General features: G+C 73.3%; 24 protein-coding genes. 7 read left to right on the top strand and 17 right to left on the bottom strand.

Translation table 11 applies throughout. The features are described from left to right. Positions 1 to 84 precede the first annotated feature (84 nt). Positions 85 to 2,058: a hypothetical protein gene (locus ACE1OA_RS24910; RefSeq protein WP_432753429.1), complete on the bottom strand. Its 1,974-nt coding sequence runs from the start codon at positions 2,056 to 2,058 to the stop codon at positions 85 to 87. A gap of 136 nt (positions 2,059 to 2,194) precedes the next feature. Next, positions 2,195 to 2,995, bottom strand: coding sequence for a tyrosine-protein phosphatase (locus tag ACE1OA_RS24915; protein WP_356609942.1), 801 nt, complete (start codon positions 2,993 to 2,995; stop codon positions 2,195 to 2,197). A gap of 118 nt (positions 2,996 to 3,113) precedes the next feature. Here ACE1OA_RS24915 and ACE1OA_RS24920 point away from each other — a divergent pair, with 118 nt between their 5' ends. Continuing rightward, positions 3,114 to 3,533 carry a hypothetical protein gene (locus tag ACE1OA_RS24920; RefSeq protein ID WP_356776486.1) on the top strand — a complete coding sequence of 140 codons (420 nt, stop codon included), beginning with the start codon at positions 3,114 to 3,116 and terminating at the stop codon, positions 3,531 to 3,533. Between the two features lie 224 nt (positions 3,534 to 3,757). On the opposite strand, the gene ACE1OA_RS24925 is transcribed toward ACE1OA_RS24920, so the two are convergent. Both ACE1OA_RS24925 and ACE1OA_RS24930 read right to left on the bottom strand, forming a co-directional pair. Continuing rightward, the gene (locus tag ACE1OA_RS24925) at positions 3,758 to 5,266 is read right to left on the bottom strand and encodes a DUF1996 domain-containing protein (protein WP_356603062.1); all 1,509 of its coding nucleotides are present in this window, start codon (positions 5,264 to 5,266) and stop codon (positions 3,758 to 3,760) included. A 91-nt stretch (positions 5,267 to 5,357) separates the two neighbouring features. After that, positions 5,358 to 6,344: an NAD-dependent epimerase/dehydratase family protein gene (locus tag ACE1OA_RS24930; RefSeq protein WP_386544737.1), complete on the bottom strand. Its 987-nt coding sequence runs from the start codon at positions 6,342 to 6,344 to the stop codon at positions 5,358 to 5,360. Between the two features lie 197 nt (positions 6,345 to 6,541). Here ACE1OA_RS24930 and ACE1OA_RS24935 point away from each other — a divergent pair, with 197 nt between their 5' ends. Both ACE1OA_RS24935 and ACE1OA_RS24940 read left to right on the top strand, forming a co-directional pair. Continuing rightward, positions 6,542 to 7,177, top strand: coding sequence for a hypothetical protein (locus ACE1OA_RS24935; protein ID WP_356603066.1), 636 nt, complete (start codon positions 6,542 to 6,544; stop codon positions 7,175 to 7,177). A gap of 45 nt (positions 7,178 to 7,222) precedes the next feature. Next, complete coding sequence (locus tag ACE1OA_RS24940; RefSeq protein WP_386544734.1) at positions 7,223 to 8,659, top strand: PepSY-associated TM helix domain-containing protein; 1,437 nt, start codon at positions 7,223 to 7,225, stop codon at positions 8,657 to 8,659. A 7-nt stretch (positions 8,660 to 8,666) separates the two neighbouring features. On the opposite strand, the gene ACE1OA_RS24945 is transcribed toward ACE1OA_RS24940, so the two are convergent. From ACE1OA_RS24945 to ACE1OA_RS24965, 5 genes are all read right to left on the bottom strand, one after another. Further along, on the bottom strand, positions 8,667 to 9,215 hold the full coding sequence (locus tag ACE1OA_RS24945) for a winged helix-turn-helix domain-containing protein (protein ID WP_432753430.1): 549 nt from the start codon (positions 9,213 to 9,215) through the stop codon (positions 8,667 to 8,669). A 97-nt stretch (positions 9,216 to 9,312) separates the two neighbouring features. After that, entirely contained in the window at positions 9,313 to 9,435 is a 123-nt protein-coding gene (locus tag ACE1OA_RS24950; RefSeq protein ID WP_261992104.1) for a hypothetical protein, read from the bottom strand. Positions 9,436 to 9,648: 213 nt separating this feature from the next. Further along, positions 9,649 to 10,680 (bottom strand): glutamine synthetase, encoded by a 1,032-nt coding sequence (gene glnII / locus ACE1OA_RS24955; protein WP_386544729.1) that lies wholly within the window; start codon positions 10,678 to 10,680, stop codon positions 9,649 to 9,651. Between the two features lie 134 nt (positions 10,681 to 10,814). Further along, on the bottom strand, positions 10,815 to 11,966 hold the full coding sequence (locus ACE1OA_RS24960; RefSeq protein ID WP_356603074.1) for an ARPP-2 domain-containing protein: 1,152 nt from the start codon (positions 11,964 to 11,966) through the stop codon (positions 10,815 to 10,817). Continuing rightward, a complete protein-coding gene (locus tag ACE1OA_RS24965; RefSeq protein ID WP_386544726.1) occupies positions 11,963 to 13,396 on the bottom strand; it encodes a hypothetical protein in 1,434 nt (477 codons plus the stop codon). Before ACE1OA_RS24965 ends, ACE1OA_RS24960 begins: the two co-directional genes overlap by 4 nt. 297 nt (positions 13,397 to 13,693) lie before the next feature. Here ACE1OA_RS24965 and ACE1OA_RS24970 point away from each other — a divergent pair, with 297 nt between their 5' ends. Beyond that, a complete protein-coding gene (locus ACE1OA_RS24970) occupies positions 13,694 to 14,602 on the top strand; it encodes a Gfo/Idh/MocA family protein (protein WP_386544724.1) in 909 nt (302 codons plus the stop codon). Positions 14,603 to 14,712: 110 nt separating this feature from the next. Here the strand turns inward: ACE1OA_RS24970 and ACE1OA_RS24975 are convergent, their stop codons facing one another. From ACE1OA_RS24975 to ACE1OA_RS24985, 3 genes are all read right to left on the bottom strand, one after another. Beyond that, positions 14,713 to 15,393: a hypothetical protein gene (locus ACE1OA_RS24975; RefSeq protein ID WP_386544721.1), complete on the bottom strand. Its 681-nt coding sequence runs from the start codon at positions 15,391 to 15,393 to the stop codon at positions 14,713 to 14,715. Positions 15,394 to 15,457: 64 nt separating this feature from the next. Continuing rightward, positions 15,458 to 16,906: a PLP-dependent aminotransferase family protein gene (locus ACE1OA_RS24980; RefSeq protein ID WP_386544718.1), complete on the bottom strand. Its 1,449-nt coding sequence runs from the start codon at positions 16,904 to 16,906 to the stop codon at positions 15,458 to 15,460. Further along, complete coding sequence (locus tag ACE1OA_RS24985; RefSeq protein WP_356603084.1) at positions 16,903 to 17,409, bottom strand: MarR family transcriptional regulator; 507 nt, start codon at positions 17,407 to 17,409, stop codon at positions 16,903 to 16,905. Before ACE1OA_RS24985 ends, ACE1OA_RS24980 begins: the two co-directional genes overlap by 4 nt. Positions 17,410 to 17,466: 57 nt before the next feature. Here ACE1OA_RS24985 and ACE1OA_RS24990 point away from each other — a divergent pair, with 57 nt between their 5' ends. Next, positions 17,467 to 18,330, top strand: coding sequence for an alpha/beta fold hydrolase (locus ACE1OA_RS24990; RefSeq protein WP_384868603.1), 864 nt, complete (start codon positions 17,467 to 17,469; stop codon positions 18,328 to 18,330). 81 nt (positions 18,331 to 18,411) lie between these two features. On the opposite strand, the gene ACE1OA_RS24995 is transcribed toward ACE1OA_RS24990, so the two are convergent. Next, entirely contained in the window at positions 18,412 to 18,771 is a 360-nt protein-coding gene (locus tag ACE1OA_RS24995) for an arsenate reductase family protein (RefSeq protein WP_356603088.1), read from the bottom strand. 136 nt (positions 18,772 to 18,907) lie between these two features. Here ACE1OA_RS24995 and ACE1OA_RS25000 point away from each other — a divergent pair, with 136 nt between their 5' ends. Next, positions 18,908 to 19,183, top strand: coding sequence for a hypothetical protein (locus ACE1OA_RS25000; RefSeq protein WP_386544715.1), 276 nt, complete (start codon positions 18,908 to 18,910; stop codon positions 19,181 to 19,183). A 111-nt stretch (positions 19,184 to 19,294) separates the two neighbouring features. Here the strand turns inward: ACE1OA_RS25000 and glnA are convergent, their stop codons facing one another. Beyond that, positions 19,295 to 20,704 carry a type I glutamate--ammonia ligase gene (gene glnA / locus ACE1OA_RS25005; RefSeq protein WP_356603092.1) on the bottom strand — a complete coding sequence of 470 codons (1,410 nt, stop codon included), beginning with the start codon at positions 20,702 to 20,704 and terminating at the stop codon, positions 19,295 to 19,297. 222 nt (positions 20,705 to 20,926) lie between these two features. Here glnA and ACE1OA_RS25010 point away from each other — a divergent pair, with 222 nt between their 5' ends. Next, positions 20,927 to 21,394 carry an RDD family protein gene (locus ACE1OA_RS25010; RefSeq protein ID WP_356776468.1) on the top strand — a complete coding sequence of 156 codons (468 nt, stop codon included), beginning with the start codon at positions 20,927 to 20,929 and terminating at the stop codon, positions 21,392 to 21,394. 228 nt (positions 21,395 to 21,622) lie between these two features. Here the strand turns inward: ACE1OA_RS25010 and ACE1OA_RS25015 are convergent, their stop codons facing one another. The 3 genes from ACE1OA_RS25015 to lipA form a co-directional block, all read right to left on the bottom strand. Then, a complete protein-coding gene (locus ACE1OA_RS25015; protein ID WP_147977701.1) occupies positions 21,623 to 22,327 on the bottom strand; it encodes a DUF4191 domain-containing protein in 705 nt (234 codons plus the stop codon). Between the two features lie 10 nt (positions 22,328 to 22,337). Next, the gene (locus tag ACE1OA_RS25020) at positions 22,338 to 22,550 is read right to left on the bottom strand and encodes an SCO2195 family GlnR-regulated protein (RefSeq protein WP_356603096.1); all 213 of its coding nucleotides are present in this window, start codon (positions 22,548 to 22,550) and stop codon (positions 22,338 to 22,340) included. Between the two features lie 478 nt (positions 22,551 to 23,028). After that, complete coding sequence (lipA, locus tag ACE1OA_RS25025; protein WP_356603098.1) at positions 23,029 to 23,982, bottom strand: lipoyl synthase; 954 nt, start codon at positions 23,980 to 23,982, stop codon at positions 23,029 to 23,031. Positions 23,983 to 24,064: the final 82 nt, after the last annotated feature.

The raw sequence follows: 24,064 nt of genomic DNA on the forward strand, positions 1-24,064 counted from the left end.
GCAGTTGGCAACAGGGTGGTGCACGGGCTTTCTGCCGTGGCCAGGCGGCCGGCCGGCCAGGTGGTCACCTGGCCGGGACAGCCCTTAGCGCAGGGCTCCCACCCGCGCCCCGCCCCGCAGCGTGCCGTTCAGGTCCGCCCGCGCCCCCGCCTTCGCCTTCAGCGCCAGCAGATGGCCCTCCGTCCGGCCCGTGACCCCGCCCGAGGTCTCCAGGGACGCGAAGTCGCTCGTCCCGGCGGCCAGGACGTACCACTGCCCGCTCCGGGCCTGCCACAGCACACCGGCCAGCACCCGGGGGTCGCGCACGCCGCAGGCAGGGGAGTCCTCGGCCTGCGCCGCGAGCGCCGCCGGGACCGGCGGACGGGCCGCCGCCCCCGGGCCGCCCGCGCCGGCCGGGGCGGGATCGGGCGCCTGGAACTGGGCGAGGGTCCTGCTGCCGTTGCCCCGCCAGGTCTCCGCGCGCGTGCACACCCAGGCGGCCCGCCCGCCGTTCTCCGGCAGCGGCTGCGCGGCGAACCGCCAGGAGTTCACCGAGCGCACCCCGCGCGAGCGCACCGCCGACAGCTGGCACGCGGTCCGCGCCCAGGCGGCACGCGCCTCCCCGCCCGTCGCGTCCACCGGCGCCGCCGGAGGCCCCGACAGCAGGCGGGCCGGGGTCAGCTCGCCCAGATCGGTCAGCAGCCGCAGCCCCGTCTCGTCCCGTACCTGGAGCGTGTTCCACGAGGTGCACGTCCGGGCCTGTGCCGGGCTCAGCACCGGATCGGTCACCCCGTCCGCGCTCCGGCGCAGCGCCCACGGCTCCTTCGCCGGCGCCAGCAGGTCCCGCACCGCCGTCTCCCGCACCCACGGAGCCGTCAGGTAGCGGACGTTGCCCGAGCTGCGCGAGACGACCAGGGCCGCCGACCCGACCGCGTCCGCCCCGTCGGTCCGGGCGAAGTCCAGCGCGGCGCCGCTCGTGCTCCCGACCGGCTCGGCGTACCGCACCGCGCGCAGCCCGTCGTGGAAGAGCACCACGCGCGCCCCGTCGACCTCGCCCGCGTACAGCAGCTGCGGGGAGCCCATCGGCGGTCCCACCGGTGTCCCGGGCGTCGCCGAGGACTGCACCGAACCGCCGGGCCGCGCCCAGACGGCGAGCGCGCGGCGCAGCAGCGCCCGGTCGCCGGTCAGACCGCCCCGCTCCGGCCACACCGAGAAGTCCGTCCGCGTCGAGCTCTGCCACACGGCCGGGGCGATCCGGCGTACCCGCCCCGGATCGAGCGCCGCCTCCGCCGCCGGATTGCGGGCGTACGAAGGAGCCGCAGCACCGTTTCTGCCCCAGCCGTCCCCGGGCAGCCCGAGCAGGGTCCCGCACACCACGACGGCCGCCGCGGCGGCGAGCGCGGCCTTGCCGTGCTGACGGCGCCGCATCAGATCGGTGGGCCGGGCCTGCAGCGAACACGGGTCGAACTCGGCCGAGTCCAGCAGCGCCGCCGCGCCGCCGCCACCCGTGAGGGCGGCCTCGTCCGCGGCCGCGAGGGCCGCGCGGGCCGTCTCCTCGTCGACCCCGGCCACCCGGAGCACCCGCAGCACCTCGGGGTCGCCCTGGCGCTCCAGACCCCGCAGCACGTACGCGGCCCGCGCGGGACCCGACAGGGCGGAGAGCCGCTGGTCCAGGGCGAGTTCGTCGGCGCCGCCGGCGCGCGGGAACAGTCGCAGACCCCAGACCTGGGGCAGCAGAGGCGGGAACTGGGCCCGGCGCGGCAGGGCACGGCGCCGCAGCGGCAGTCCGGCGACCAGCGCCTGCCGGAGCACCTCGCCCCGCACGTAGGCGTATCCGGGATCGACCGCGTCCTCGGGCGTGCGCGGGGCGGCGGGCTCGCGCAGCGAGGTACGGCGCCGTGGCAGCGACCGCTGGACCAGCGCGTGGGCGGTCAGGACCCGCCGGTTGCGCCCCAGGGAGGGCGGCAGCACGAGATACGCGATCCGCACCAGCCGCGGATAGTGCTCGACGAGCGCGGCCTCGGCCTGCTCGACGTCGACGGGACCGAGGGGGGAGGGTCCGGGTTCCTGAGTGCTCACGTTCAGCAGAACGAGCGAATCATCCGATGGTCACCCCGGCCGGTCCGGGTGGTCGGCGCACCCGGGGGCGGGGCCGGCGGACGGCGGACCGGACCGTCGCCCCGCCGTCTCCCGGCCGCTTGAGCCTCGTGGACCGTCAGGCCTCGTGGACCGTCAGCCGCTCGCGGATCACCTTCGTCACCTCGTCCGGGACTCCCAGGCCCTCCCGTACGTACGCCTCCATCGAGCCGTGCCTGCGCGCCACCTCGTCGAGCGCCGCCTCCAGGTACTCCGGCACGACCCCGATCAGCGCCAGGGCCAGCTCCGGGTCGCCGCCCTGTGCCGTGAAGCCCTCGATCATCGGCGCGAACGCCAGCCGGACGGCCGGATTGACCGACAGGTACTCCGTCATCACGGTCTCCGCGTCCGCGCCGAGCAGGGACAGCACGATCGTCGCCGCCCAGCCGGTGCGGTCCTTGCCCGCCGTGCAGTGGAAGAGCAGCGGTCCGCCGTAGGGGTCGCCCAGCTCGGTGAGGAACGCCCGGTACGAGGCGCGGGCCGAGTCGGTGGTCACGAAGGCCCGGTACGTCTTCGCGAAGGCCGCCTGCGCCCTGCCCCCGCCGAGAACCTCCTCGGCCAGCGCCGGGTCGGAGAGCAGGGTCTTCAGCCGGGCTGCCGGCGGCAGCCCGCTGGCCGCCAGATGGTCGGCGAGCACGTCCGCCACGAGCAGCCGCCCGCCGGCCGGGATCCGGTCGGGCCGATCGGCGCGCTCGGCCGCGGTCCGGAAGTCGACCACGGTGCGGATGCCCAGCGCGCCCACCACGGTGTCGGCCGGATCCAGGCGGTCGAGGTGGCCCGAACGGAAGATCCGGCCGGAGCGGACGCTGCGGCCCTGTCCGAGCGGGAGGGTGCCGAGGTCGCGGAGGTTGGCGACCGTGGCGGCGGGAATGGCGGGCATGGCGTCGACTCCTCCGGATCGGTCCTTTTCGTACCAAACCGTAATCGATCGGATTCCATCAGTCCTGCACGTTCGGTCCCGGAACGCCTGATCGAAGGGGCAGGATGGGCGGATGCTGATGCGTACACGGCGAATCACGACGGCGGCGGTACTGGCCGCGACGGTGCTGGTGAGCGGGTGCGGCCGGGACGAGGCTCCCCAGGAGGCGACCGGCACGCTGGAGCAGATCGCCGCCAAGGCGGACTGCGCTCCGGACATCCAGACGGACGCGGCCGAACTCCGCCAGGCGCAGTGCGCGACGGACGACGGGAAGTGGATCCTGCTCACCTTCGCGACCGACCGCGGCCAGCGCGAGTGGATCAACCAGGCCAAGGACTACGGCGGTTCGTACCTCGTCGGCCGCAAGTGGGTCGCGGCCGGGGACGCCGGGGCGGTGACGGCCCTGCGCGGCCGGCTCGGCGGGACGGTCGAGACCGCCGCGCCGCACGAGCCCCACGCGGGCCAGTCGTCGCACTCCTCGCACACCGGACACCACTGACCCGCTCACCGGCGCCGGGGAGGGCTCGCCCGCCCCGGCGCTTCGGGACGAGCCGGTACGAGGAGGGAGGCCCGTACCGGGGTCCTGGGTCCTTACCGGGGTCCTGGGTGCGTGCCGGAGCCGGCCGGGCACGGGCCGGGCCCGGCCCCCTGTGCCAGGGACCGGGCCCGGAGCCGGACCGTCTCCCGGACCCGGCGGTTCCGGGCCGGTCCGGGAGAACGGCGTCAGGTGCAGCGACGCCCCTCGTTGATGCAGCCCACCAGCCGCTTCATCAGACGCTGGTCGAAGACGTTGATGAAGTCGCCGTGGTCCGTGACCGGCTTGTGCAGCTGCTCGGGGAAGGAGTCGACGGCGAATCCCGGACCCGGCGGAACGTTGTAGACGATCCGCTGCACGAGCTGCGGAATCGCCCGGAAGCCGTTCTTGCAGCGGCCGCTGTTCGGATCGGCGAAGGCCACGTGGGTGCGGTGGTTGGCGCTGTCGGTGTTCTTCCCGTCCCAGCAGCTCTGGAAGCGGAACGTCCGCACGACCTTGCTGCCCTGGGGGCAGATCGGGTACTTGTCCTTCAGCTGGCGGTTCTCGAACCCGGTGCACGACCAGGAGGCGTTGGCGTTGGCGTTGCCGTTGACGAACGCCTTGGCGTCACCGGTGATGATCCGCAGGAAGCGCGGCATCGCCGTGACCTTGGAGACCGGGTTGCCGACGAAGTTCAGGGTCACCTGCGACGGTGTCTGGATCTCGCCGACGTTCTTGTCCTTGCCACCGCCGTCGGCCTGGGCGTCGTTCTCCGCCTGGCCGTTCTGGAGCCGGAGGACGGGCCAGTAGTAGGTCGAACGGTCGCCCTGGTTGCGGCAGGTGGTCCGGCCCGCCGCGAGGTCGTCGTCGCTGGCGAAGGCGTCGTTGGCCTGGTTGCCCACGTAGTCGTGCATGTGGTGGGCGCCGTTGCTCACGCCCGGCGCGACGATGACGTTGTCCGGGTTGAACTTCCCGTTGGCGTTCGTGCCGCAGTTGGTGCTGAACGTGCCGCGGGAGGCGCCGGAACGCTGCCGCGGGGTCTTCACGTTGGGCTGCACCGAACGGATGTCGACGAAGTCGGAGGCCTCGGGGCCGTTGCCGGCCTGCCCCTGCTCCTCCTTCTCGTCCCCGCCGTCACCTTCGTCCCCGCCGTCGCCTTCGTTGCCGGCGTCACCCTCGTTCCCGGCATTGCCGGCGTTCGCGCCGTCCCCGGCGCCGCCCGCGCTGCCTCCGTTCTGCCCGTCGCCCTTCTGCTCGTCGTCCTCGCGCAGCTTGCACGGCGCGAGGGCCTCCAGGTTCTTGGGCGCCTCGCCCTCCTGGTCGAGCAGCTGGACCATCCGCTGGATGATGTTCAGCCGCTCGTTCTTCAGCGGCGTCAGGATCTGCTGCTCCGCCAAGGCCGGATCGCTCTCCATGCGCTGCTTGCTGTCGGCGAACCGCTGGTACGCGATGGTGATCTGGCTGTCCAGGATGGCCAGTTGCTGGTCCATCACGCCCCGCACGGAGTCGGGCACCTCGGGCAGGCTGTTGGCCACCTCGGGGCAGGCGATGGTGGAGAGCGCGGTCGTCCCGCGGGCCGGCTGCTGCTTACCGCCCCAGCCTTCGCCGGCCGAGGCATAGACATTGGCGGCCACGATGCCGCCCCCGCCCAGAAGCAGGGCGACGGAGGCGGCGACCGCTCTTTTCACGCGAGTCGAACGTTTACGTGTGCGTCCCATGCGGCTCTATACGGACGCCACCCGCATCGTGTTCACTCCGGAATCAGGGATTTCTCCACGCCCCTTACGTCGCAGTGTCGGTGACGGATCGTCAGGTGGCGAGCAGGGCCGCCTCCTTCTCCGCGGACAGTCCGACCACCGGCCGGTCGGGGCGCTGCGGCGCCACCCCGCCGATCGACTCCAGCCAGGTCCAGGTGTCCGCGACCGTCTCCGCCGCCGGCCTGCACCGCAGTCCCGCCGCCACCGCCTTGGCGACGTCGGCCGTGTGCATCGCGTCGTACATCTCGCCCGGCGGGATCCAGACCGGCAGGTCCGACCACGGCTCGACACCCGCGGCGAGGATCTCCTCCGGATCGGTCCACCGCAGCTCGGCCTTCCCGCCCGTGACCCGCACGCAGGCGTCCAGCAGCTCGCCCATCGTGGTGTGACCGGCCGGGGAGACGAGGTTGTACGGGCCGGCGAGCCCGGCCTCGGCGGCGTCCAGCATCCACTCGGCGAGGTCGCGGACGTCGATGTACTGCAACGGCAGGGTGCGCGGCCCCGGCGCGAGGACCGGGCCGCCCTTGGCGATCCGGTCCAGCCACCAGGGCAGCCGGCCGATGTTCTCGTACGGGCCGACGATCAGACCCGCGCGGACCATCAGGGAGCGGTCGGGGCCGAAAGCCTCGCGGACGGCCAGTTCCCCGCCCCGCTTGGCCGGCGCGTACGGCACCGCGCCGGCGTCCGGCGAACCGTCGACCAGCGGGCCGTCCTCGCCGAGGCCGGCCGCCGGCGGCCAGGTGTACACGGAGCGGCTCGACACGTAGACGAACCGGCCGACCCGGTCCGCGAGCAGCCGGGCCGCGTCCCGCACCGCCGAGGGCGCGCCCGACCAGGTGTCGACGACGACGTCCCAGGTCCCCTCGGCCAGGGCCGCGAGGCCGTCCGGTGCCGTCCGGTCACCGAGCAGCGACCGCACCCCGTCCGGCGCCCGGTGCCGGCCCCGGTGAAAGACCGTCACCTCCCAGCCGCGCGCGAGCGCCGCCTCGACCGTCGCGCGGCCCACGAATTCCGTTCCACCCAACATCAGGAGTCTCATGGCATCGACTCTGCAGCGCCCGCGACCAGGCACGGAAGCCGTTCCGCTGGCAGGGGAATCCGAGGGGTCTCCCGCGCCGCGGGCGGGGATGTCACCATGTCCGGACGATGACCGATGCCCAGTCGCCGATCCGCGTCCTGCGTGCCGCCCTGTTCGCGGCCGTATGCGTGTCTCTGGCAGCTGTGGGGCATTTGTTCATGTCTGCGCACGAGCTCGCGCCGTCCGCGCTCTCCCTGGCCTTCGCCGTCACCGGCGGACTGGCCTGGCTCGGGGGCGGCCGCCGGCGCGGCACCGTGGCGATCGGCGGCGGACTGCTGGCCGTCCAGGCCGCACTGCACCTGATCTTCTCGTCGGTCCGCTCCCACGACGGGACCCACCACGCCGGCCCGGCCGACGGGACCGCGGGCGACCACGCCCTGACGGACACGGCGGCCGCGGACGCGGCCTCGTCCGCCGCGCACCTGGCCGGCTCGGTGATGGCCCACCCCATGGCCATGGACATGGAGCAGCCGCTGACCGCGACCGCGGGACACACCCCGCTCGGCATGCTGGCCGCCCACCTCCTCGCCGCCCTCGTCTGCGGTCTCTGGCTGGCCCGCGGCGAGGCCGCGCTCTTCGCACTCGCCCGCACCGTCGGCACCCTCGCCTTCACCCCGCTGCGGCTCCTCCTCGCCGTCGTCCGCGTCCGGGTCCCCGAACTCCCGCAGCCCGTCCCCCCGCGCCGCCCGCACACCCGCCGGCTGCGCGGCGTCGTCCTCGCCCAGGCCCTCTCCCGGCGCGGCCCGCCCCGGCTGTCCGCACCCCGCGCCACCGCCCTCGGAGCACACGTCTGACCCGGGGGCCGATTCCCCCTGTCGACACCGACTCCTAGGACAGTCATGACCATTGACGGTTCCGCGCGCCCGGAAACGGCCGAGGCCGCCGACGCGCCCACCGAGCCCACCCCGTCCGCGAGATCCCCCCGGGGCTGGAGCGCCCTGCGCCCCCTCGTCCTGCGGATGCACTTCTACGCGGGCGTCCTCATCGCCCCCTTCCTGCTGGTCGCCGCGGCCAGCGGACTCCTCTACGCGCTCTCCTTCCAGGCGGAGAAGGTCCTCTACGCCCACGAGCTGGAGGTCCCCGTCGGCGACGAGGTCCTGCCCCTCTCCCGGCAGGTGCACGCCGCCACCGAGGCCAACCCGAACGGCACCGTCACCGCCGTCTGGCCCTCGGCGGAGGAGGGCGCCACCACGCGCGTGCTGATGGCCGGCCCCGACGTCGAGGAAGGCAAGTCGCTCGCCGTCTTCGTCGACCCCTACACCGGGGACATACGGGGGCAGCTCCCCAGCTACGGCAGCTCGGGCGCCCTCCCGCTGCGCGCCTGGCTCGACGAACTCCACCGGGACCTCCACCTCGGCGACCTCGGCCGCAACTACAGCGAGCTGGCCGCCAGCTGGCTGTGGGTGGTCGCACTCGGCGGTCTGCTGCTGTGGATCGGCCGCCGCAGGAGCAGCCGGCGCGCCCTCTTCGTCCCGGAGCGGGGCCCCAGGTCCCGCCGCCGCACCCTGTCCTGGCACGGCTCGGTCGGTCTGTGGGCCGTCGCCGGCCTCGTCGTCCTCTCCGCCACCGGCCTGACCTGGTCGCGTTACGCGGGTGAGAACATCGGCGCGGTCCAGGACCAGCTCGGCGGCGCCACCCCCGCCGTCTCCGCCACCCTCGGCGGCGGCGCCGGAGACGGCGGACACGAGGGCCACGGAGACGGCCATCAGGCCCCCGCCACCGCGCAGGGCCCCGACGTCGGCATCGACCGCGTCGTCGAGGCGGCCCGGGCGGCCGGCATCGAGGGGAGGACCTCGGTGATCCTGCCCTCCGAAGGCAAGGGTTACGTCGTCAAGGAGACCGACGCCCAGTTCCCCGTCCACCTGGACTCGGTGGCGGTCGACCCGGCCGACGGGGCGATCATGGACGAGCTGCGCTTCGCCGACCACCCGGTCCTGGCGAAGCTGACCCGCTTCGGCATCGACGCCCACATGGGCACGTTCCTCGGCCTGTTCAACCAGCTGCTCCTCGCCGCCCTCGCGCTCGCCCTGATCCTGCTGATCCTCTGGGGCTACCGCATGTGGTGGCTGCGCCGCCCGGGGCGGCCGGTGGCCCGCGGGGCGTGGCGGAAGGTCCCGCCGACGATGCTGCTGCCGCTGGCCGCCGTCACGGCCGCCGTGGGCTGGTTCGTGCCGATGCTCGGCCTCAGCCTGCTGGCCTTCCTGGCCGTCGACATCGTGACCGGCCTGGCCGCCAGGGCGGGGTCCCGACGCCGGGACCCCGCCGAGAGCGCCTGACCGCCGGTCAGGGGGTGTACTTGTAGCCGACCCGCCGCACGGTCTGGATCGTGTGGCGGTGCTCGGCTCCCAGCTTGCGGCGCAGCCGGGCCACGTGGACGTCGACGGTCCGGCCGTCGCCGACGTGGCCGTACCCCCACACCGTGGTCACCAACTGGTCGCGGGTGTGCACCCGGTGGGGGTGTGCCACGAGATGGGCGAGCAGCTCGAACTCCAGATACGTCAGGTCCAGCGTCCGCCCGTCCACGACGGCGATCCGCTGCACGCCGTCGATGGCCACCGGCCCCTGCTCCTCCGTCGCCACGGGCGGCGCCGGAACGGGGGCCACGGGCAGCCGGGGCTCCTGGTCCGCCGGCACGAGGACGAGGTAGCCGACCATCGGCGGGCGGCCGGGCAGCGTGGGCAGCGCGTGCTGCGGCGCGGGCAGCAGGGTGGCGCCGGGCGGCAGGAAGTCCGCGACCTGCGCGAGGTCCACGACCTCGTTCGGATCGACGGCGCGCAGTCGGTGACGTCCGGGTCGGACGGCGGTGAGGGAGGCGGTCTGGGTGTGGGCCATGGCAGGTCAGCTCTTTCGCGCGGGGGAACGGACGGAGAGGCGTACGTCGTGCGCGTCGGCCGAAGGCCGGAGGGATCGGACCGGACCGATCGGGGCTTTAGAGGGCCGACGCGTTCATCGCGCGGCAACACACCCGGTCGAAGTCGTGGTGCTGACGGGAAGGCCAGAACGGCTCGAGGTCGTGACGACCCGTCGCGGTGTCGTTCTGCATGATGGCCATATCCCTACTCTACTACTCGGGAATGCGGACGGACCCCGGTTTGCGGCTCGGATCGTGGCGGTTCCGGGGGTGACGATCGTCTCCCGGCCGGCGTGACCGGCCGTCGCGGACCCGCGTCCGTGGCCTCCTCGTTCCCGCCGGCCGCACCCGCACCGACGCCGCAGGGGGCGCCCACCATGTGGTGGGCGCCCCCTGCGGGCGGAGCGTCGCGGATCAGACCTGGCCGGCCTTCGCCAGGGCCTCGCAGCAGGTGTCCACCAGGAGGCGGGTCACCACGTACGGGTCGACGTTCGCGTTCGGGCGACGGTCCTCGATGTAGCCCTTCTGGTCCTGCTCGACCTGCCACGGGATGCGGACCGAGGCGCCGCGGTCGGAGACACCGTAGGAGTACTGGTCCCACGGGGCGGTCTCGTGCAGACCCGTCAGGCGGTCGTCGATGCCGGCGCCGTAGTTCTTGACGTGGTCGAGCGGCTTCGAGCCCTCGCCCAGCGACTCGGCCGCGGTGATGATCGCGTCGTAGCCCTCGCGCATCGCCTTCGTCGAGAAGTTGGTGTGCGCGCCCGCGCCGTTCCAGTCGCCCTTCACCGGCTTCGGGTCCAGCGTCGCCGAGACCTTGAAGTCCTCGGCCGTGCGGTAGAGCAGCCAGCGCGCGACCCACAGCTGGTCCGCGACCTCGAGCGGCGCCAGCGGGCCGACCTGGAACTCCCACTGGCCCGGCATGACCTCGGCGTTGATGCCCGAGATGCCCAGGCCCGCCGTCAGGCAGTTCTCCAGGTGCGCCTCGACGATGTCACGGCCGAAGATCTCGTCCGCGCCGACACCGCAGTAGTAGCCGCCCTGCGGGGCCGGGAAGCCGCCGACCGGGAAGCCGAGCGGGCGCTCGCCGTCGAAGAAGGTGTACTCCTGCTCGATGCCGAAGATCGGCTCCTGCGCGGCGTACTTGGCGTAGACCTCGGCCAGCGCGGCGCGGGTGTTCGACTCGTGCGGCGTCATGTCCGTGTTCAGGACCTCGCACATCACCAGGATGTCGTCGCCGCCGCGGATCGGGTCCGGGCAGACGTAGACCGGCTTGAGGACCCGGTCCGAGGCGTGGCCCTTGGCCTGGTTCGTGCTGGATCCGTCGAAGCCCCAGATCGGCAGCTCGGCGAGCGTCGCGCCCGAGCCCGGCAGGATCTTCGTCTTGGAACGGAGCTTCGCGGTCGGCTCGGTGCCGTCGATCCAGATGTACTCAGCCTTGAAGGTCACGGGCCTCATCCTTTGGGCGTGCTGCTGCGGGTGCCCGCGGCGGCTCGCTACGCTGCGAGAGCTGCGGTGTGTCTGCGCGCAGCTTCGCAACACGGGATTTCCCGGCCGTTGCCCGTTTGTGAACCCCGTGTTACTCAGCTTTCCTGCTTTTCCCGCAGGCGCTGTGCGATCACCTGTGCGTTCAGCAGGGGACCGAGGCCGGCCGCCCCGATGCGGCGGACGAGCTCCGCGTACGACGTGCCGAGCGCCTCCGCCGTGCGGCCGAGGTGCCAGTCGTCGTGCGCGAGGCGGCGCAGCAGATGGCCCTTGCGGATCTGGTTCTCGGAGAGCCGGAAGGTCTTCAGATAGACCGTCCGCCCCTTGTGGTCGCTGATGAGCTCGCCGATGTGCTGCTCCTGGCCCCCGCGCAGGAACGGGGGGAGGAAGCGGTACAGATCGTACGAACCCATCCGGTGGACGCGCTCGAAGGCGTACGGCGTCTCCAGCAGGTCGCGTGCCATCAGCGACGTGTGCGCCCGTGCCCAGGCCCGCTCCTGCTCCCGGGCCGCCGCCCGCAGGTCCGCCAGCGTCCGGAGCCCGCCGGAGTCCGCGACGCGCGCCGCGAACCCCGGCACCGGGGCGCCGTAGAAGGCGTACTGGTGGACCAGCTCGCCGTACAGGTCCTCGATCAGGGTGGAGTGCAGCCGGCGGTAGTCCGCGGGGTGCGGGACGACGAAGGCCGCGGCCAGGGAGTCCGCCACGTACAGCATCAGACCGCACTGGCCGGGGTGGATCTCGAAGACCCGCAGCGCCTCGGCGAGTCCGGGCACCCACCGGCCGGCGTAGGCCGCCTCGGCGCGCGGCGACAGCCCCTGGCCGACCGCCTGCCGGGACCACTCGTCCCAGACCGTGGACGGGCCGCCGAAGTGCAGCGCGAGATAGCCCTCCAGCGCGAGGTGCAGCGGGAGGAAGCGCAGCCGGGGTTCGGCCCGGCCGTCCCTGGCGCGGCGCCGCTTCGCCATCCGGTGGTGCCGGCGCACCGGGACGGTCTCGGGATCGCCGCCGAGCCGGGTGCCGTACGCCGCGGCCTCACGGCCGTCCCCCGACCAGTCCGCGACGAACCCGTGCGGGATGTACGAGGTGTACGCCGTGCCGTCGCCGACGTCCACGCTTCCGTGCCCCCCGTAGACCTCGCGGTGCAGCCGCAGTCCCGCCACCGGCTCGTCGCGGACGAGGGGCACCAGCCGGACGCCGCCCCACACCTGCGCGGCGCGCACCTCCAGACCCGTCAGATCGATCCTGCTCATCGTGCGTCCCCCAGGAAGAGCGCGACCCGCCGGTCCAGATGGGCCCGGAGCTCGGCCATGCCCGTGCGGCCCTCGGCGAACCCGGCGATCTCCACCAGGGCCACGAGGTCCTCCGCGTCCCTGATCCCGGCCGTCGGGACACTCGGCGCGAGCCGGCGCACGTCGAACCCGTCCGCGTCGTATACGGGGTTCACGTGCACGACACTGGTCCGTCGCAGGGGATCGATCCGGGTCCGCCACACGCGCAGCACCTCGCCCGCCAGCCCGGGAGGGGCGTTGTCCCAGCCGTCGGAGACGACGACCAGGCGCTCGGGCGCGTCCTCCAGGGCGTCGAGGATCCGCATCCCGAGCGGGGTCGGCCCCCAGGGGCGGACGAGGAGGGCGTCGGTGGCGCCCGAGGTCCAGTGCGCCGTGTACGCCCCGGGTGCGGCCAGCGCCCCGAGCAGGTGGTGGCAGGCCAGTGCGACGGCCAGCGGGCGCCGTCGCTTCACGCCGGAGCCGGACGCGGAGTGGCTGTCGTCGAGGACCGCCGCGACCCGCCCCCAGGTGCCGGCGAGCGGCCCCGCCACCCGGCGGGCCGCCGCGCGCAGCGCTCCGGTCAGTTCGCCGCGCCGTGTCACCCGCTCCTCGGTGGACAGGGACAGGACGTACGACGCCAGCCGGGTGAGCGGCATGGCGGTGAGGTCGGCGGCGGGCCCGGTGCGCTGGGTGCGGAGCCGTTCGAGGCGGGTCATGCGGGGCGCGATCCGCTCCAGGAAGACCGCGCGGGGGATGCCGTGCCGGGCGGCGAACCCCTCGGCGACGGTGAAGGGCAGTGCGTACAGCGCTCCCTGCTCGTGGTGCGCGCGGCGGTGCGCGTCGAGGAGGGGGTGCTCGTAGCGGACCCGGCGGCGGGGCGCGAAGAGGAAGTCGCCCACCTCGGGGTCGGGGAGCCGTCGGTGGACGTGCCGGGCGGCGGCCTTGAGTCCGGCGCGGTACTTCACGGCGTCGAGCCCGAGTCCGTCGGGCCCGCCGCGCACGGCGCGGGACGCCAGCCAGTCGCGGACGATCGCGCGGGTGCGGCGGTTGTTGACCTTGGCGGCGCGCAGGGCCCGGAAGACCCCGTACACCCGCTGCGGCGGCAGCAGCGCGAGGCGGGCGGCGATGAGGCGGCCCTCGGCGCGCTTTGCGTCGGGGCCGCCGGCCTCGTCGGCGGTCCGCAGCAGCTGTTCGACGATGATCGCGGCGTTGTGGTCGTTGATGTCGAGCGCGAGCGCGGCGGCGTACACGGGACGGTGGTTGACGCGCACGTAGGCGTGCAGGAAGTCCAGGGACAGCCGCTGCTCGTCGGCCGAGGACCGGAACTCGCGCTGCCCCGTCGCGGTGACGGCCGCGTTGACGAAGAGGAGTACGTCCTCGGCGGCGATGAGGTCGGAGAGCGTCTCCGTCATGGGTTCCCCCGGGGCGCAGGCGAAAAGGGTGCCGGCCGGGGAATGGGGGCGCGAACAGCGAATACGTTGCTTCAGAGGCAGGTCCCGGAAGTCGCACCGGAGTCCCGCGGCCGGCGGGGGAAACCTAGCCCGAAAGTCCCTCGCGGTGCCACCGGATTGACGGCGGTCGCCGGCCGGCGGCGCACCGGAACGGCGGTCGCGGCGCGCCGCGGACGGGACGTCGGACCGTCCGCCGTGGGACGGGTCTGCCCGCGACCGTGCGGGACGGGGTGTCGTGGGGGACGGCAGACTGGGGGCATGACGAAGCATTCCGGGACCACGCCCCGCATCGGACTCCTCGGCACCGGCCCCTGGGCCGAGCGCACCCACGCGCCGGTCCTGGCCGCGCACCCGGGCGTCGAGTTCAGCGGTGTCTGGGGCAGACGGCCCGAGGCCGCGGCCGCGCTCGCCGCGACCTGCGGGACACGGGCGTACGAGGACGTCGACGCGCTCCTCGCGGCCAGCGACGCCGTGGCCCTCGCGCTGCCCCCGGACATCCAGGCCCCGCTCGCCGTCCGGGCCGCGGCCGCCGGCTGCCACGTGCTCATGGACAAGCCGGTGGCGACGACCGTCGGCGGGGCCCGCGAGGTGGCCGAGGCGGTGGAGAAGGCCGGGGTCGCGTCCGTGGTCTTCTGCACGCTGCGGTTCGCCGAGCCGACGGCCCGGTGGATCGACGAACAGGCGGCGGCGGGCGGCTGGTTCCTGGGGGAGGCCCACTGGCTGGGCGCCCTCTTCGCACCGGGCTCGGCGAGCCCGTACGCCGCCTCGCCCTGGCGGCGCGAGAAGGGCGGACTGTGGGACGTCGGCCCGCACGTGCTCTCGGTCTACCTGCCCGTCCTCGGCGACGTCACGGAGGTCACCGCGGTGCCGGGCCCGGCGGACACCCGTCATCTGGTCCTGCGGCACGCCTCGGGCGCGAGCAGCACGGCGACGCTGACCCTGAGCGCCCCGCCGGAGGCGGCCGAGGCCGCCCTCACGCTGCACGGCACGCGGGGCAGGACGGCCATGCCCGCGTGGGAGGGCGCGCTCGGGGCGTTCGAGGGGGCGATGGACGCGCTCCTCGAAGCGGCCCGGACTGGAGTTCCGCACGCGTGCGACGCCCGCTTCGGGCTCCGGCTGACGGAGATCCTCGCCGAGGCGGAGGCCCAGGTGGCGGCCCGGGCCTGAGCCGGGCCACGGACGGCGGTGGAGGCGGGGAGCGAATTCCGGGTACGGCGCGGAGGCTCCGGGGCCCGTCCCACAGGGCGCACCGGAGCCTCCGCCCCCTTCCTCCCTTCTCAGCCCACCCGCTCGATCCGGGCCTTCCGGATCAGGAACTTGCCCGGTTCACGGACCTGCTCGAAGGCCTCGTTGTTGAGCAGGACACAGCTTCCGGAGACGGAGGTGACCTCGACCGTCGTCGACTTGGAGTTGTCCAGGTTGGTGACCTTGAGCTTGGTGCCGAGGGGGAACTGGTTGCTGGACGCGGCCGGCGCCCCGCCCTCGCCGGACAGCGTCACCGTGGACCCGGCACAGACGACGTCCCCGCCCTGGCCACCGCCGGCCTGTCCGCCCGCCCCCTGTCCGCCCGCCCCCTGGCCGTCGCCGCCCTGTCCGCCGGCGGGCGGTGCAGGGTTCGCCGCCGCGGGCGGTGCGGCCGGCGGGGCCGAGGGTGCCGCGCCGACCGTCATTCCCCCCGAACCGGCGCCCTCCGCGCACCCCGAGGCCACCTGCTTCCGCCGGATCTCCGCGAGCACCGCTTCCCGGTTGGCGATCCGCGCCTCCGACAGGGCGTCCGGTTTGGCACGCTGGTCCGCGATGAAGGCCTCGTTGTTGGCGAACGCCGTGGCCAGACCGTCACAGGCCACCGACGCCTGGCTCGTCCCGGTCATCACCACGGCCGTGCCCCCGACGAGCACGGCCGCGCCTGCCAGCAGCGCGAGCTTCTTCTTCTGGCTGAGCGTTTTCCTGCGTGACACGTGAGGCTCCGTTCGTTTCCTGCGGTCCCTGTGGCGTCAGATACGCGGAGCGCGCCGGTTTCGCTCAATTCCCTTCGGGAGGAACCTCGTTGAGTGCCTCGGTGAGCGCGGTGCACAGGGCGTCCAGGGCCGCCTCGTACAGCCGGTCCGGCGGCGTCGCGTAGCCGACGACCAGGCCGTCCTGCCGTCCCGGCGCCACCGCCCGCGGATGCCGGTACCCGTCCAGACCCTCCACCGCGACCCCGTGCCGTGCCGCCGCCGCGACCGCCGCCCGCTCCGTCCCCGGGGGGAGCTCCACCACCGCGTGCAGCCCGGCCGCGATCCCGGTGACCCGCACCCGGGGCACCCGCGCGGCGAGCACCGCCACCAGCCGGTCGCGGCGTCCGCGGTGGTGCCGGCGCATGAGCCGCACATGCCGGTCGTACGCCCCCGACTCGACGAGGTCGGCGAGGGTCAGCTGGTCCGTGGCGGAGGTGTACGGCTCCCGTTCACCCTTGGCCGCCAAGACGCCGGGCACCAGCGCCGGCGGGAGCACGATCCAGCCGATCCGCAGCGCGGGGGAGAGGCTCTTGCTGACCGAGCCGATGAGGACCGTGCGGTCCGGATCGAGATCCTGCAGCGCGCCGACGGGACCGCGGTCGTAGCGGAACTCCCCGTCGTAGTCGTCCTCCAGCACCAGCCCGCCGGTCTTCCTGGCCCACTCGACGACGGCCGAGCGCCGCTCGGCGTGCAACGGCCCGCCGGTCGGGAACTGATGGGCGGGCGTCAGGAGCACCGCACCGACACCGCGGGGGAGCCGGGACACCCGGGCGCCGTCCTCGTCCACGGCGACGGGCACGGTCCGGACCCCGGCCTCGGCGAGCAGCGCCCGGTGGAAGGGGAGCCCGTACGCCTCCACCGCCCAGGGCGTCCCGCCCGCGACCCGGGCGAGCAGCCGCAGCGCGTGCGCCGCGCCCGCGCAGACCACGATCCGCTCCGCCGTCGTCCGGACGCCCCGGACCCGCGCCAGATACCCGGCGAGCGCCCTCCGCAGCTCGACCCGCCCCTGCGGGTCGCCGATGCCGAAGACCTCGTGAGGCGCCGCCGTCAGCGCCCGCCGCGCCGAGGCCAGCCACGCCGCACGGGGGAACCGGGCGGGGTCGGGCCTGCCCTGGACCAGGTCGTACGGAAGAGGGGCCGGCCCGTCCGCCGCCGGGCCGCCCGGCGAGCTCCCCGGTTCCCGTTCCGCGGACGCCGCCCGAGCGGCCACCCGGGTGCCGGAGCCCTGACGCGAGGTCAGCCACCCCTCCGCGACCAGCTCCGCGTACGCGTCGGCCACCGTGTTCCGCGCCAGCCCCAGATCGGCGGCGAGCGACCGGTAGGGCGGGAGCCGGACCCCGGGGGCCAGCCGTCCGCTGCGTACGGCCTCCCGCAGGGCGCGGATCAGGACCGCCCGCCGGCTGCCGGTGCCGGTCAGCTCCAGATGCAGATCGGCCCCGAGGACCTCGGCGACCTCGCTCCACGTACCCGTCACGGCGTGGCCGGCCCGTCGGGGGCCGGGCCCTGCGGCGCGGCCAGGAGGTCCCGGACACCGGTGAGGAAGCCGCGCACGGCCGCCCGCTCCTTGCCGTCGAAGGCCCGCAGCAGCGCGACCGACCCCTCGATCAGCGGCCCGAAGTGCGCCTGCCCCAGCTCCTTGGCCCCCTCCTCGACCCGCAGCAGGACCCGGCGCCGGTCGCGCGCGTCCCGCACCCGGGTGACGTGACCGAGCCGTTCCAGCCGGTCGATCACAGCCGTCGTCCCTGCGGAGTTGAGCCCGAGCTGCGCGCCGAGACCGCCCGCCGTGGCGTCGGCGCCCGCCCGCTCGGCGTCGAGCAGACAGATCAACGCCCGGACGTCCGTGGGGTGCATGCCGTGGCGCTCGGCGAACTCGCCCTGTCGCAGGCCGTACTCGACGGTGACGGCGCGCAGCAGATGGAAGATCTCCCGCTCGGGTTCCTCGGACACGTGATCCCCTTCGACCTCGACGCGTATCATCTCGCTCAGCGAGATTATCGCTGAGCGAGTAGACGAACTCCGTCAGGAGGCACCGCCATGCCCCGGAGCACGCCCCGTGCCACGCCCCCGGCCTTCCTCGCCGCCTACGACGCCGTCCTCGCCCAGTGGCCCGAGGACACCGTCCACACCGATCTCACCACACCGTACGGACGCACCCACGTGCACGGCACCGGACCGGAGGGCGCCCCGCCGGTCCTGCTGCTGCCGGGCGGCGGCGCCACCTCCACCGGCTGGTACCCGACGGCCGCGGCACTCGGCGGGACCCATCGCGTCCACGCGGTCGACCTCGTCGGCGAGCCGGGCCGCAGCGTGCCGGACGCCACGCGCCCGCTCCGCACCGTCGACGACCTGGCCGGCTGGCTCGACGCGGTCCTGACGGGCCTCGGCCTCGCCTCGGCCGCGCTCGTGGGCCACTCCTACGGCGCGTGGATCGCGCTCCGGTACGCACTGCGGGCGCCGGACCGCGTCGACCGACTGGTCCTGCTCGACCCGACGAACTGCTTCGCCGGTTTCGGCCCGCGCTACCTGCTGCGCGCCCTGCCGATGCTGCTCCGCCCCACACCGGCCCGGACCCGCTCGTTCCTGCGCTGGGAGACCGGGGGCGCGCCCCTCGACCCGGCATGGTGCGAACTGGCCGCGTGCGCGGCGGAGTTCCCCACCGTGCGCCCCGTCACCGGCCCGCGACCCCCGGCGGCGCGGCTGGCCGCCCTGTCCCCGCCGACCCTGCTCCTGACGGCCGGGCGGAGCAGGGCGCACGACGTCGGCCGTGTCGAGGCCCGGGCGCGGGCGGCCGTCCCCGGTCTGGAGACGGCGAGGCTGCCCGACGCCACCCACCACACCCTGCCGGTCGGCGCCTCGCCGGCGACGAACGAACGGATCGCCGCCTTCCTCGCCCGGTGACGGACCGGGGCTCGGCGGCGGTGGCCGGTGGCGGCCCGGGGGCGGCCCGGGGCGCTACGGGTGCGCCGTACGCGTGGGGGTTCAGCGGCCGAGGGCGTCCCGGACGGCCTCCTCGGTCCGCCCCACCACGGCCGTGCCGTCCTCGGCGGTGATGATGGGCCGCTGGATCAGCTTCGGGTGGGCCGCCAGCGCCTCCACCCAGCGGTCCCGGTTCGCGGCGTCCTTCGGCCAGTCCCTCAGCCCCAGCTCCTTGGCGGCGTCCTCCTGGGTGCGGGTGATGTCCCAGGGTTCGAGGCCGAGCCGCGCCAGGACGGCCCGGATCTCGTCCGGGTCGGGCACGTCCTCCAGGTAGCGGCGCACGGTGTAGTCGGCGCCCTCCGCGTCGAGCAGGGTGAGGGCGCTGCGGCACTTGGAACAGGCGGGGTTGATCCAGATCTCCATGGCGCCAACGTACCGCGCGAAGAACCTCCAAACCCCCTCTGGCCAGGGATGATTGTCAGTGGGCGCGGGTAAAATCAGAGGTGAAGGTGAGGGTCCCGGGGAGGGCCCGCACCCACCGTTCGCCAGGAGGTCGCCCATGGCCGTCGCCACGATCCGGACACCGTCAGTCGAACCCTGGAAGCCCCTTCGGAAGCAGCCGCTCCCCGCGGGCCGTCCCCGCGAGTGGTACGTCACCCACAACCGCCGCCTGAAGGCCATGCGCCTGGCGATCGCCCTGCTCGACGCGGGCGTCCACCACCCGGCCAAGGCAGGGAACGCGAAGATACGCGCCGCGGCCGATCTGCTCGGCATCCACCCGCCCTCCGACACCACCTGCCAGATGGTCCGCGCCCTGATCCGTTACGGCCGCTGACCCCGATCCGCTCGACGCACGACGAGGGCCGCCGCCCCGGAATCCCGGGACGGCGGCCCTCGCCGTCGTCGTCAGCCGGCCGGGCGACCGGCCGGCTGACGGTGAGGTGGTCTAGAGGTCGTAGTACAGCTCGAACTCGTGCGGGTGCGGACGCAGCTGGATCGGGGCGATCTCGTTGGTCCGCTTGTAGTCGATCCAGGTCTCGATGAGGTCGGAGGTGAAGACACCGCCGGCCTGGAGGTACTCGTTGTCCGCCTCCAGGGCCTCGAGGACCGCCGGGAGCGAGGTCGGGACCTGGGCGACGCCCGCGTGCTCCTCCGGGGCCAGCTCGTACAGGTCCTTGTCGATGGGCTCGGCCGGCTCGATCTTGTTCTTGATGCCGTCGAGGCCCGCGAGGAGGAGGGCGGAGAAGGCGAGGTACGGGTTCGAGGACGGGTCCGGCGCGCGGAACTCGACGCGCTTGGCCTTCGGGTTCGAGCCCGTGATCGGGATGCGCATGGCGGCGGAGCGGTTGCGCTGCGAGTAGACCAGGTTGACCGGGGCCTCGAAGCCCGGGACCAGGCGGTGGTAGGAGTTCACCGTCGGGTTGGTGAACGCCAGCAGCGACGGGGCGTGCTTCAGGATGCCGCCGATGTAGTAGCGGGCGGTGTCCGAGAGGCCGGCGTAGCCCTGCTCGTCGTAGAACAGCGGGTCGCCGTTCGACCACAGCGACTGGTGGACGTGCATGCCCGAGCCGTTGTCGCCGAAGATCGGCTTCGGCATGAAGGTCGCGGTCTTGCCGTTGCGCCAGGCGACGTTCTTCACGATGTACTTGAAGAGCATCAGGTCGTCGGCCGCGGCGAGCAGCGTGTTGAACTTGTAGTTGATCTCGGCCTGGCCGGCGGTGCCGACCTCGTGGTGCTGGCGCTCGACCTGAAGGCCGACGTTCTCCAGCTCCAGGGAGATCTCGGAGCGCAGGTCGGCGAAGTGGTCGACCGGCGGGGCCGGGAAGTAGCCGCCCTTGTAGCGGACCTTGTAGCCGCGGTTGTTCTCCTCCGCACCGGTGTTCCAGGCGCCGGCCTCGGAGTCGATGTGGTAGAAGCCCTGGTTCGCCGAGGTCTCGAAGCGCACCGAGTCGAAGACGTAGAACTCCGCCTCGGGGCCGAAGTAGGCGGTGTCGGCGATGCCGGTGGAGGCGAGGTACGCCTCGGCCTTCTTGGCGATGTTGCGCGGGTCACGGCTGTACTGCTCGCCCGTGATCGGGTCGTGGATGAAGAAGTTGATGTTGAGCGTCTTGTCCCGGCGGAACGGGTCGAGACGGGCGGTCGACAGGTCCGCGCGCAGGGCCATGTCCGACTCGTGGATCGCCTGGAAGCCGCGGATCGACGAACCGTCGAAGGCGAGCTCGTCGGCCGGGTCGAACGCCGTCGCCGGGATCGTGAAGTGCTGCATCACTCCCGGAAGGTCACAGAAACGGACGTCGACCATCTTGACGTCGTTGTCCTTGATGAACTTCTTGGCCTCGTCGGCGTTCTGGAACATCCAACTCCTCCTACTCCCGGCCCGGGGGTGGGGCGGGGTTGCAGCTTGGTCGTGCGGCCAGTGCGGTGGCACACGCTGGACCCGACCATAGGCAGACGGGATTTCTCAAGCATGACCCATTTGTTTCGACCAAGTTAACCGGGCTGGGGCCGGCCGGCATCGCGGAGCGCCGTGGCGGACCCGGGCCGAAGTGATCAAAAACGGGCGCAGTACCGTGGACGCGTGGACAACAGGCAAGCAATGGGATCGTGGCTCTCGGGACCCCGCGCGGCGGCCGAGGACGCAGGCGTCGACTTCGGTTACCGGGGGGAGCAGCTCGGACTCCCCGAAGAGGGGCCGGGCTCCATCGCCCGCCCCGGCCGGCGGATCGGCGCCCTCGTCGTCGACTGGGCGCTGTGCATGCTGATCGCATACGGTCTCGTCACCCATGGCTACAACCAGGCGACGGGCAACTGGGCCCTGGTCATCCTGCTCGTCCTGAGCGTGCTCACGGTCGGAACCGTCGGCTCCACGCCCGGCAAGCGGATCTTCGGCCTCCGCGTCGCCTCGGTGAACGGCGGACGCCTGGGCGCGATCCGCGTGGTGATCCGCAGCGTGCTCGTCTGCCTCGCCATCCCGGCCCTCATCTGGGACCGCGACGGCCGCGGCCTCCACGACCGCCTCGCGGGCGCCGTCCAGGTCCGCATCTAGGGGGTGTCTTGCCGATCACGCCGGAGACGGAGTCGCAGGACACCGCGAGCCCGGCAAGATCGGCAAGACGCCCCCTAGGACCTGCCTCACGGCCCACCGGGCCCGTACGCGCCCCTCGCGGGACGGTGCGGGGCCCGTCGTGCGTCCGGGGAAGCCCACGGAAGAGGAAGGGCGCCCAGGAACCTCTCGGTCCCGGGGCGCCCTTCGTGTGTCGGGGGGCCGGCGTCCTCAGCGCATCTTTCCGCCGCGCGGCATCCGCATGCCCTTCGGCATCGGACCCTTCGGCAGCGGCATGTTGCTCATCAGGTCGCCCATCGCCCGGAGCCGGTCGTTGGCGACCGTCACCTGCGGGCCACTGAGCACCCGCGGCAGCTTCAGCATGGTCGTACGGACCTTCTTCAGCGGCACCTGGCCCTCGCCCTCGCCGACGATGATGTCGGTCACCGGGACGTCGACGACGATGCGGGCCATCTTCTTCTTCTCGGCGGCCAGCAGCGTCTTGAGCCGGTTCGGGTTGCCCTCGGCCACCAGCACGATGCCGGCCCGGCCGACCGCGCGGTGCACGACGTCCTGGTTGCGGTTCATCGCGACCGCCGGGGTCGTCGTCCAGCCTCGCCCGACGTTCTGCAGGACCGCCGCGGCAGCGCCCGGCTGGCCCTCCATCTGCCCGAACGCGGCCCGCTCGGCACGCCGTCCGAAGATGATCGCCATCGCGAGCAGTGCCAGGACGAAGCCCAGAATGCCCAGGTAGACCGGGTGTCCGATCAGGAAGCCGATCGCGAGGAGGACACCGAGTACGACGATGCCCACGCCCGCGACGACAAGCCCGACCTTAGGGTCGGCCTTTCGGGTCATCTTGTACGTGAGGGCGATCTGCTTCAGTCGCCCTTGGTTCGCAGCGTCTCCGCTGCTCGTGTTTGCCTTCCTCGCCATGCCCTGAAGTTTACGTGGCCCGCGAAGCGTGACCAGCCACGGCCTCCAGTACGTGCTGTGCCTCGACCCGGTCCCTGGCCCGGCGGCGGTCCTCCAGGACGGAGTTCCAGGCGTTTCGGCGGGCGGTCCGCTGTCCGCCGCCGAGCAGCAGCGCCTCGACGACCTTCAGGGCGTCGGTGACGGACGGGATCGCGGTGGCGCGGACGTGTGTCGCGGCCTGCATGGCGGGGTCCTCCCTCAAGCACGGATCAGATGAGAGGTGGGGGCGAGCGGGGATGTGGCGGTGAGTGAAGCCAGGCTCACAGACTGGTGTTACCAGTGCGTGACTCGGTGGTCAAACACTGATGAAACGTTGATGCGGCCATTTGCGGTAACCGGTGGACGACGACGCGGCCCGTGCACCCCGCCTGAGCTGCAGGGGTGCACGGGCCGCGCGAGATCCGGCCACTACCGGCCAGTAACAACTTGTGCGCCGATTCACACGGTTGCGGCGCCTTCCGCTCCGGCTCGGCTCCGCTGCCTGGTGTCGGGGGTCGCGCTGCGGCTCGCCACCGCTGCGGGCGCGTGCCCGCCCTCGTTCCTCGGGCGGACCCGCACCCTACGCTCCGGCTCGGCTCCGCTGCCTGGTGTCGGGGGTCGCGCTGCGGCTCGCCACCGCTGCGGGCGCGTGCCCGCCCTCGTTCCTCGGGCGGACCCGCACCCTACGCTCCGGCTCGGCTCCGCTGCTCCATGGCCTGCTGGTAGAGGCGGCCGGCCCGGTACGAGGAACGGACCAGCGGGCCCGACATCACGCCGGAGAAGCCGATCTCGTCGGCCTCCTCCTTCAGCTCCACGAACTCCTGCGGCTTCACCCAGCGCTCCACGGGGTGGTGCCGGACCGACGGACGCAGGTACTGCGTGATCGTGATCAGCTCGCAGCCGGCGTCGTGCAGCTGCTGCAGCGCCTCGCTGACCTCCTCGCGGGTCTCGCCCATGCCGAGGATCAGGTTCGACTTCGTGACCAGACCGTAGTCACGCGCCTTCGTGATGACGTCCAGCGAACGCTCGTAACGGAAGCCCGGACGGATCCGCTTGAAGATCCGCGGCACCGTCTCGACGTTGTGCGCGAACACCTCGGGACGGGAGTCGAAGACCTCCTTCAGGAGCTCCGGCACCGCGTTGAAGTCAGGGGCGAGCAGCTCGACCTTCGTACGGCCGTCGGCGCGGCCCGCGGTCTGCTCGTGGATCTGGCGCACCGTCTCCGCGTACAGCCAGGCGCCGCCGTCCTCCAGGTCGTCGCGGGCGACGCCGGTGATCGTGGCGTAGTTCAGGTCCATCGTGACGACCGACTCGCCCACCCGGCGCGGCTCGTCACGGTCGAGCGCCTCGGGCTTGCCCGTGTCGATCTGGCAGAAGTCGCAGCGCCGCGTGCACTGGTCGCCACCGATGAGGAAGGTGGCCTCGCGGTCCTCCCAGCACTCGAAGATGTTGGGGCAGCCCGCCTCCTGGCAGACCGTGTGCAGGCCCTCGCTCTTCACGAGACCCTGCATCTTCGTGTACTCGGGGCCCATCTTCGCCCGGGTCTTGATCCACTCGGGCTTGCGCTCGATGGGGGTCTGGGCGTTACGGACCTCCAGGCGCAGCATCTTGCGTCCGTCGGGTGCGACTGCGGACACGACCGGCTCCCTGTAGCTTCGATTCTTCGGCGCACACCAGGGTACGCCCGTTGTTCGTACGGTTTTACGTCTGGCCAACCTG

The organism is Streptomyces sp. JL2001 (genome assembly GCF_050917515.1).
GTDB lineage: Bacteria > Actinomycetota > Actinomycetes > Streptomycetales > Streptomycetaceae > Streptomyces.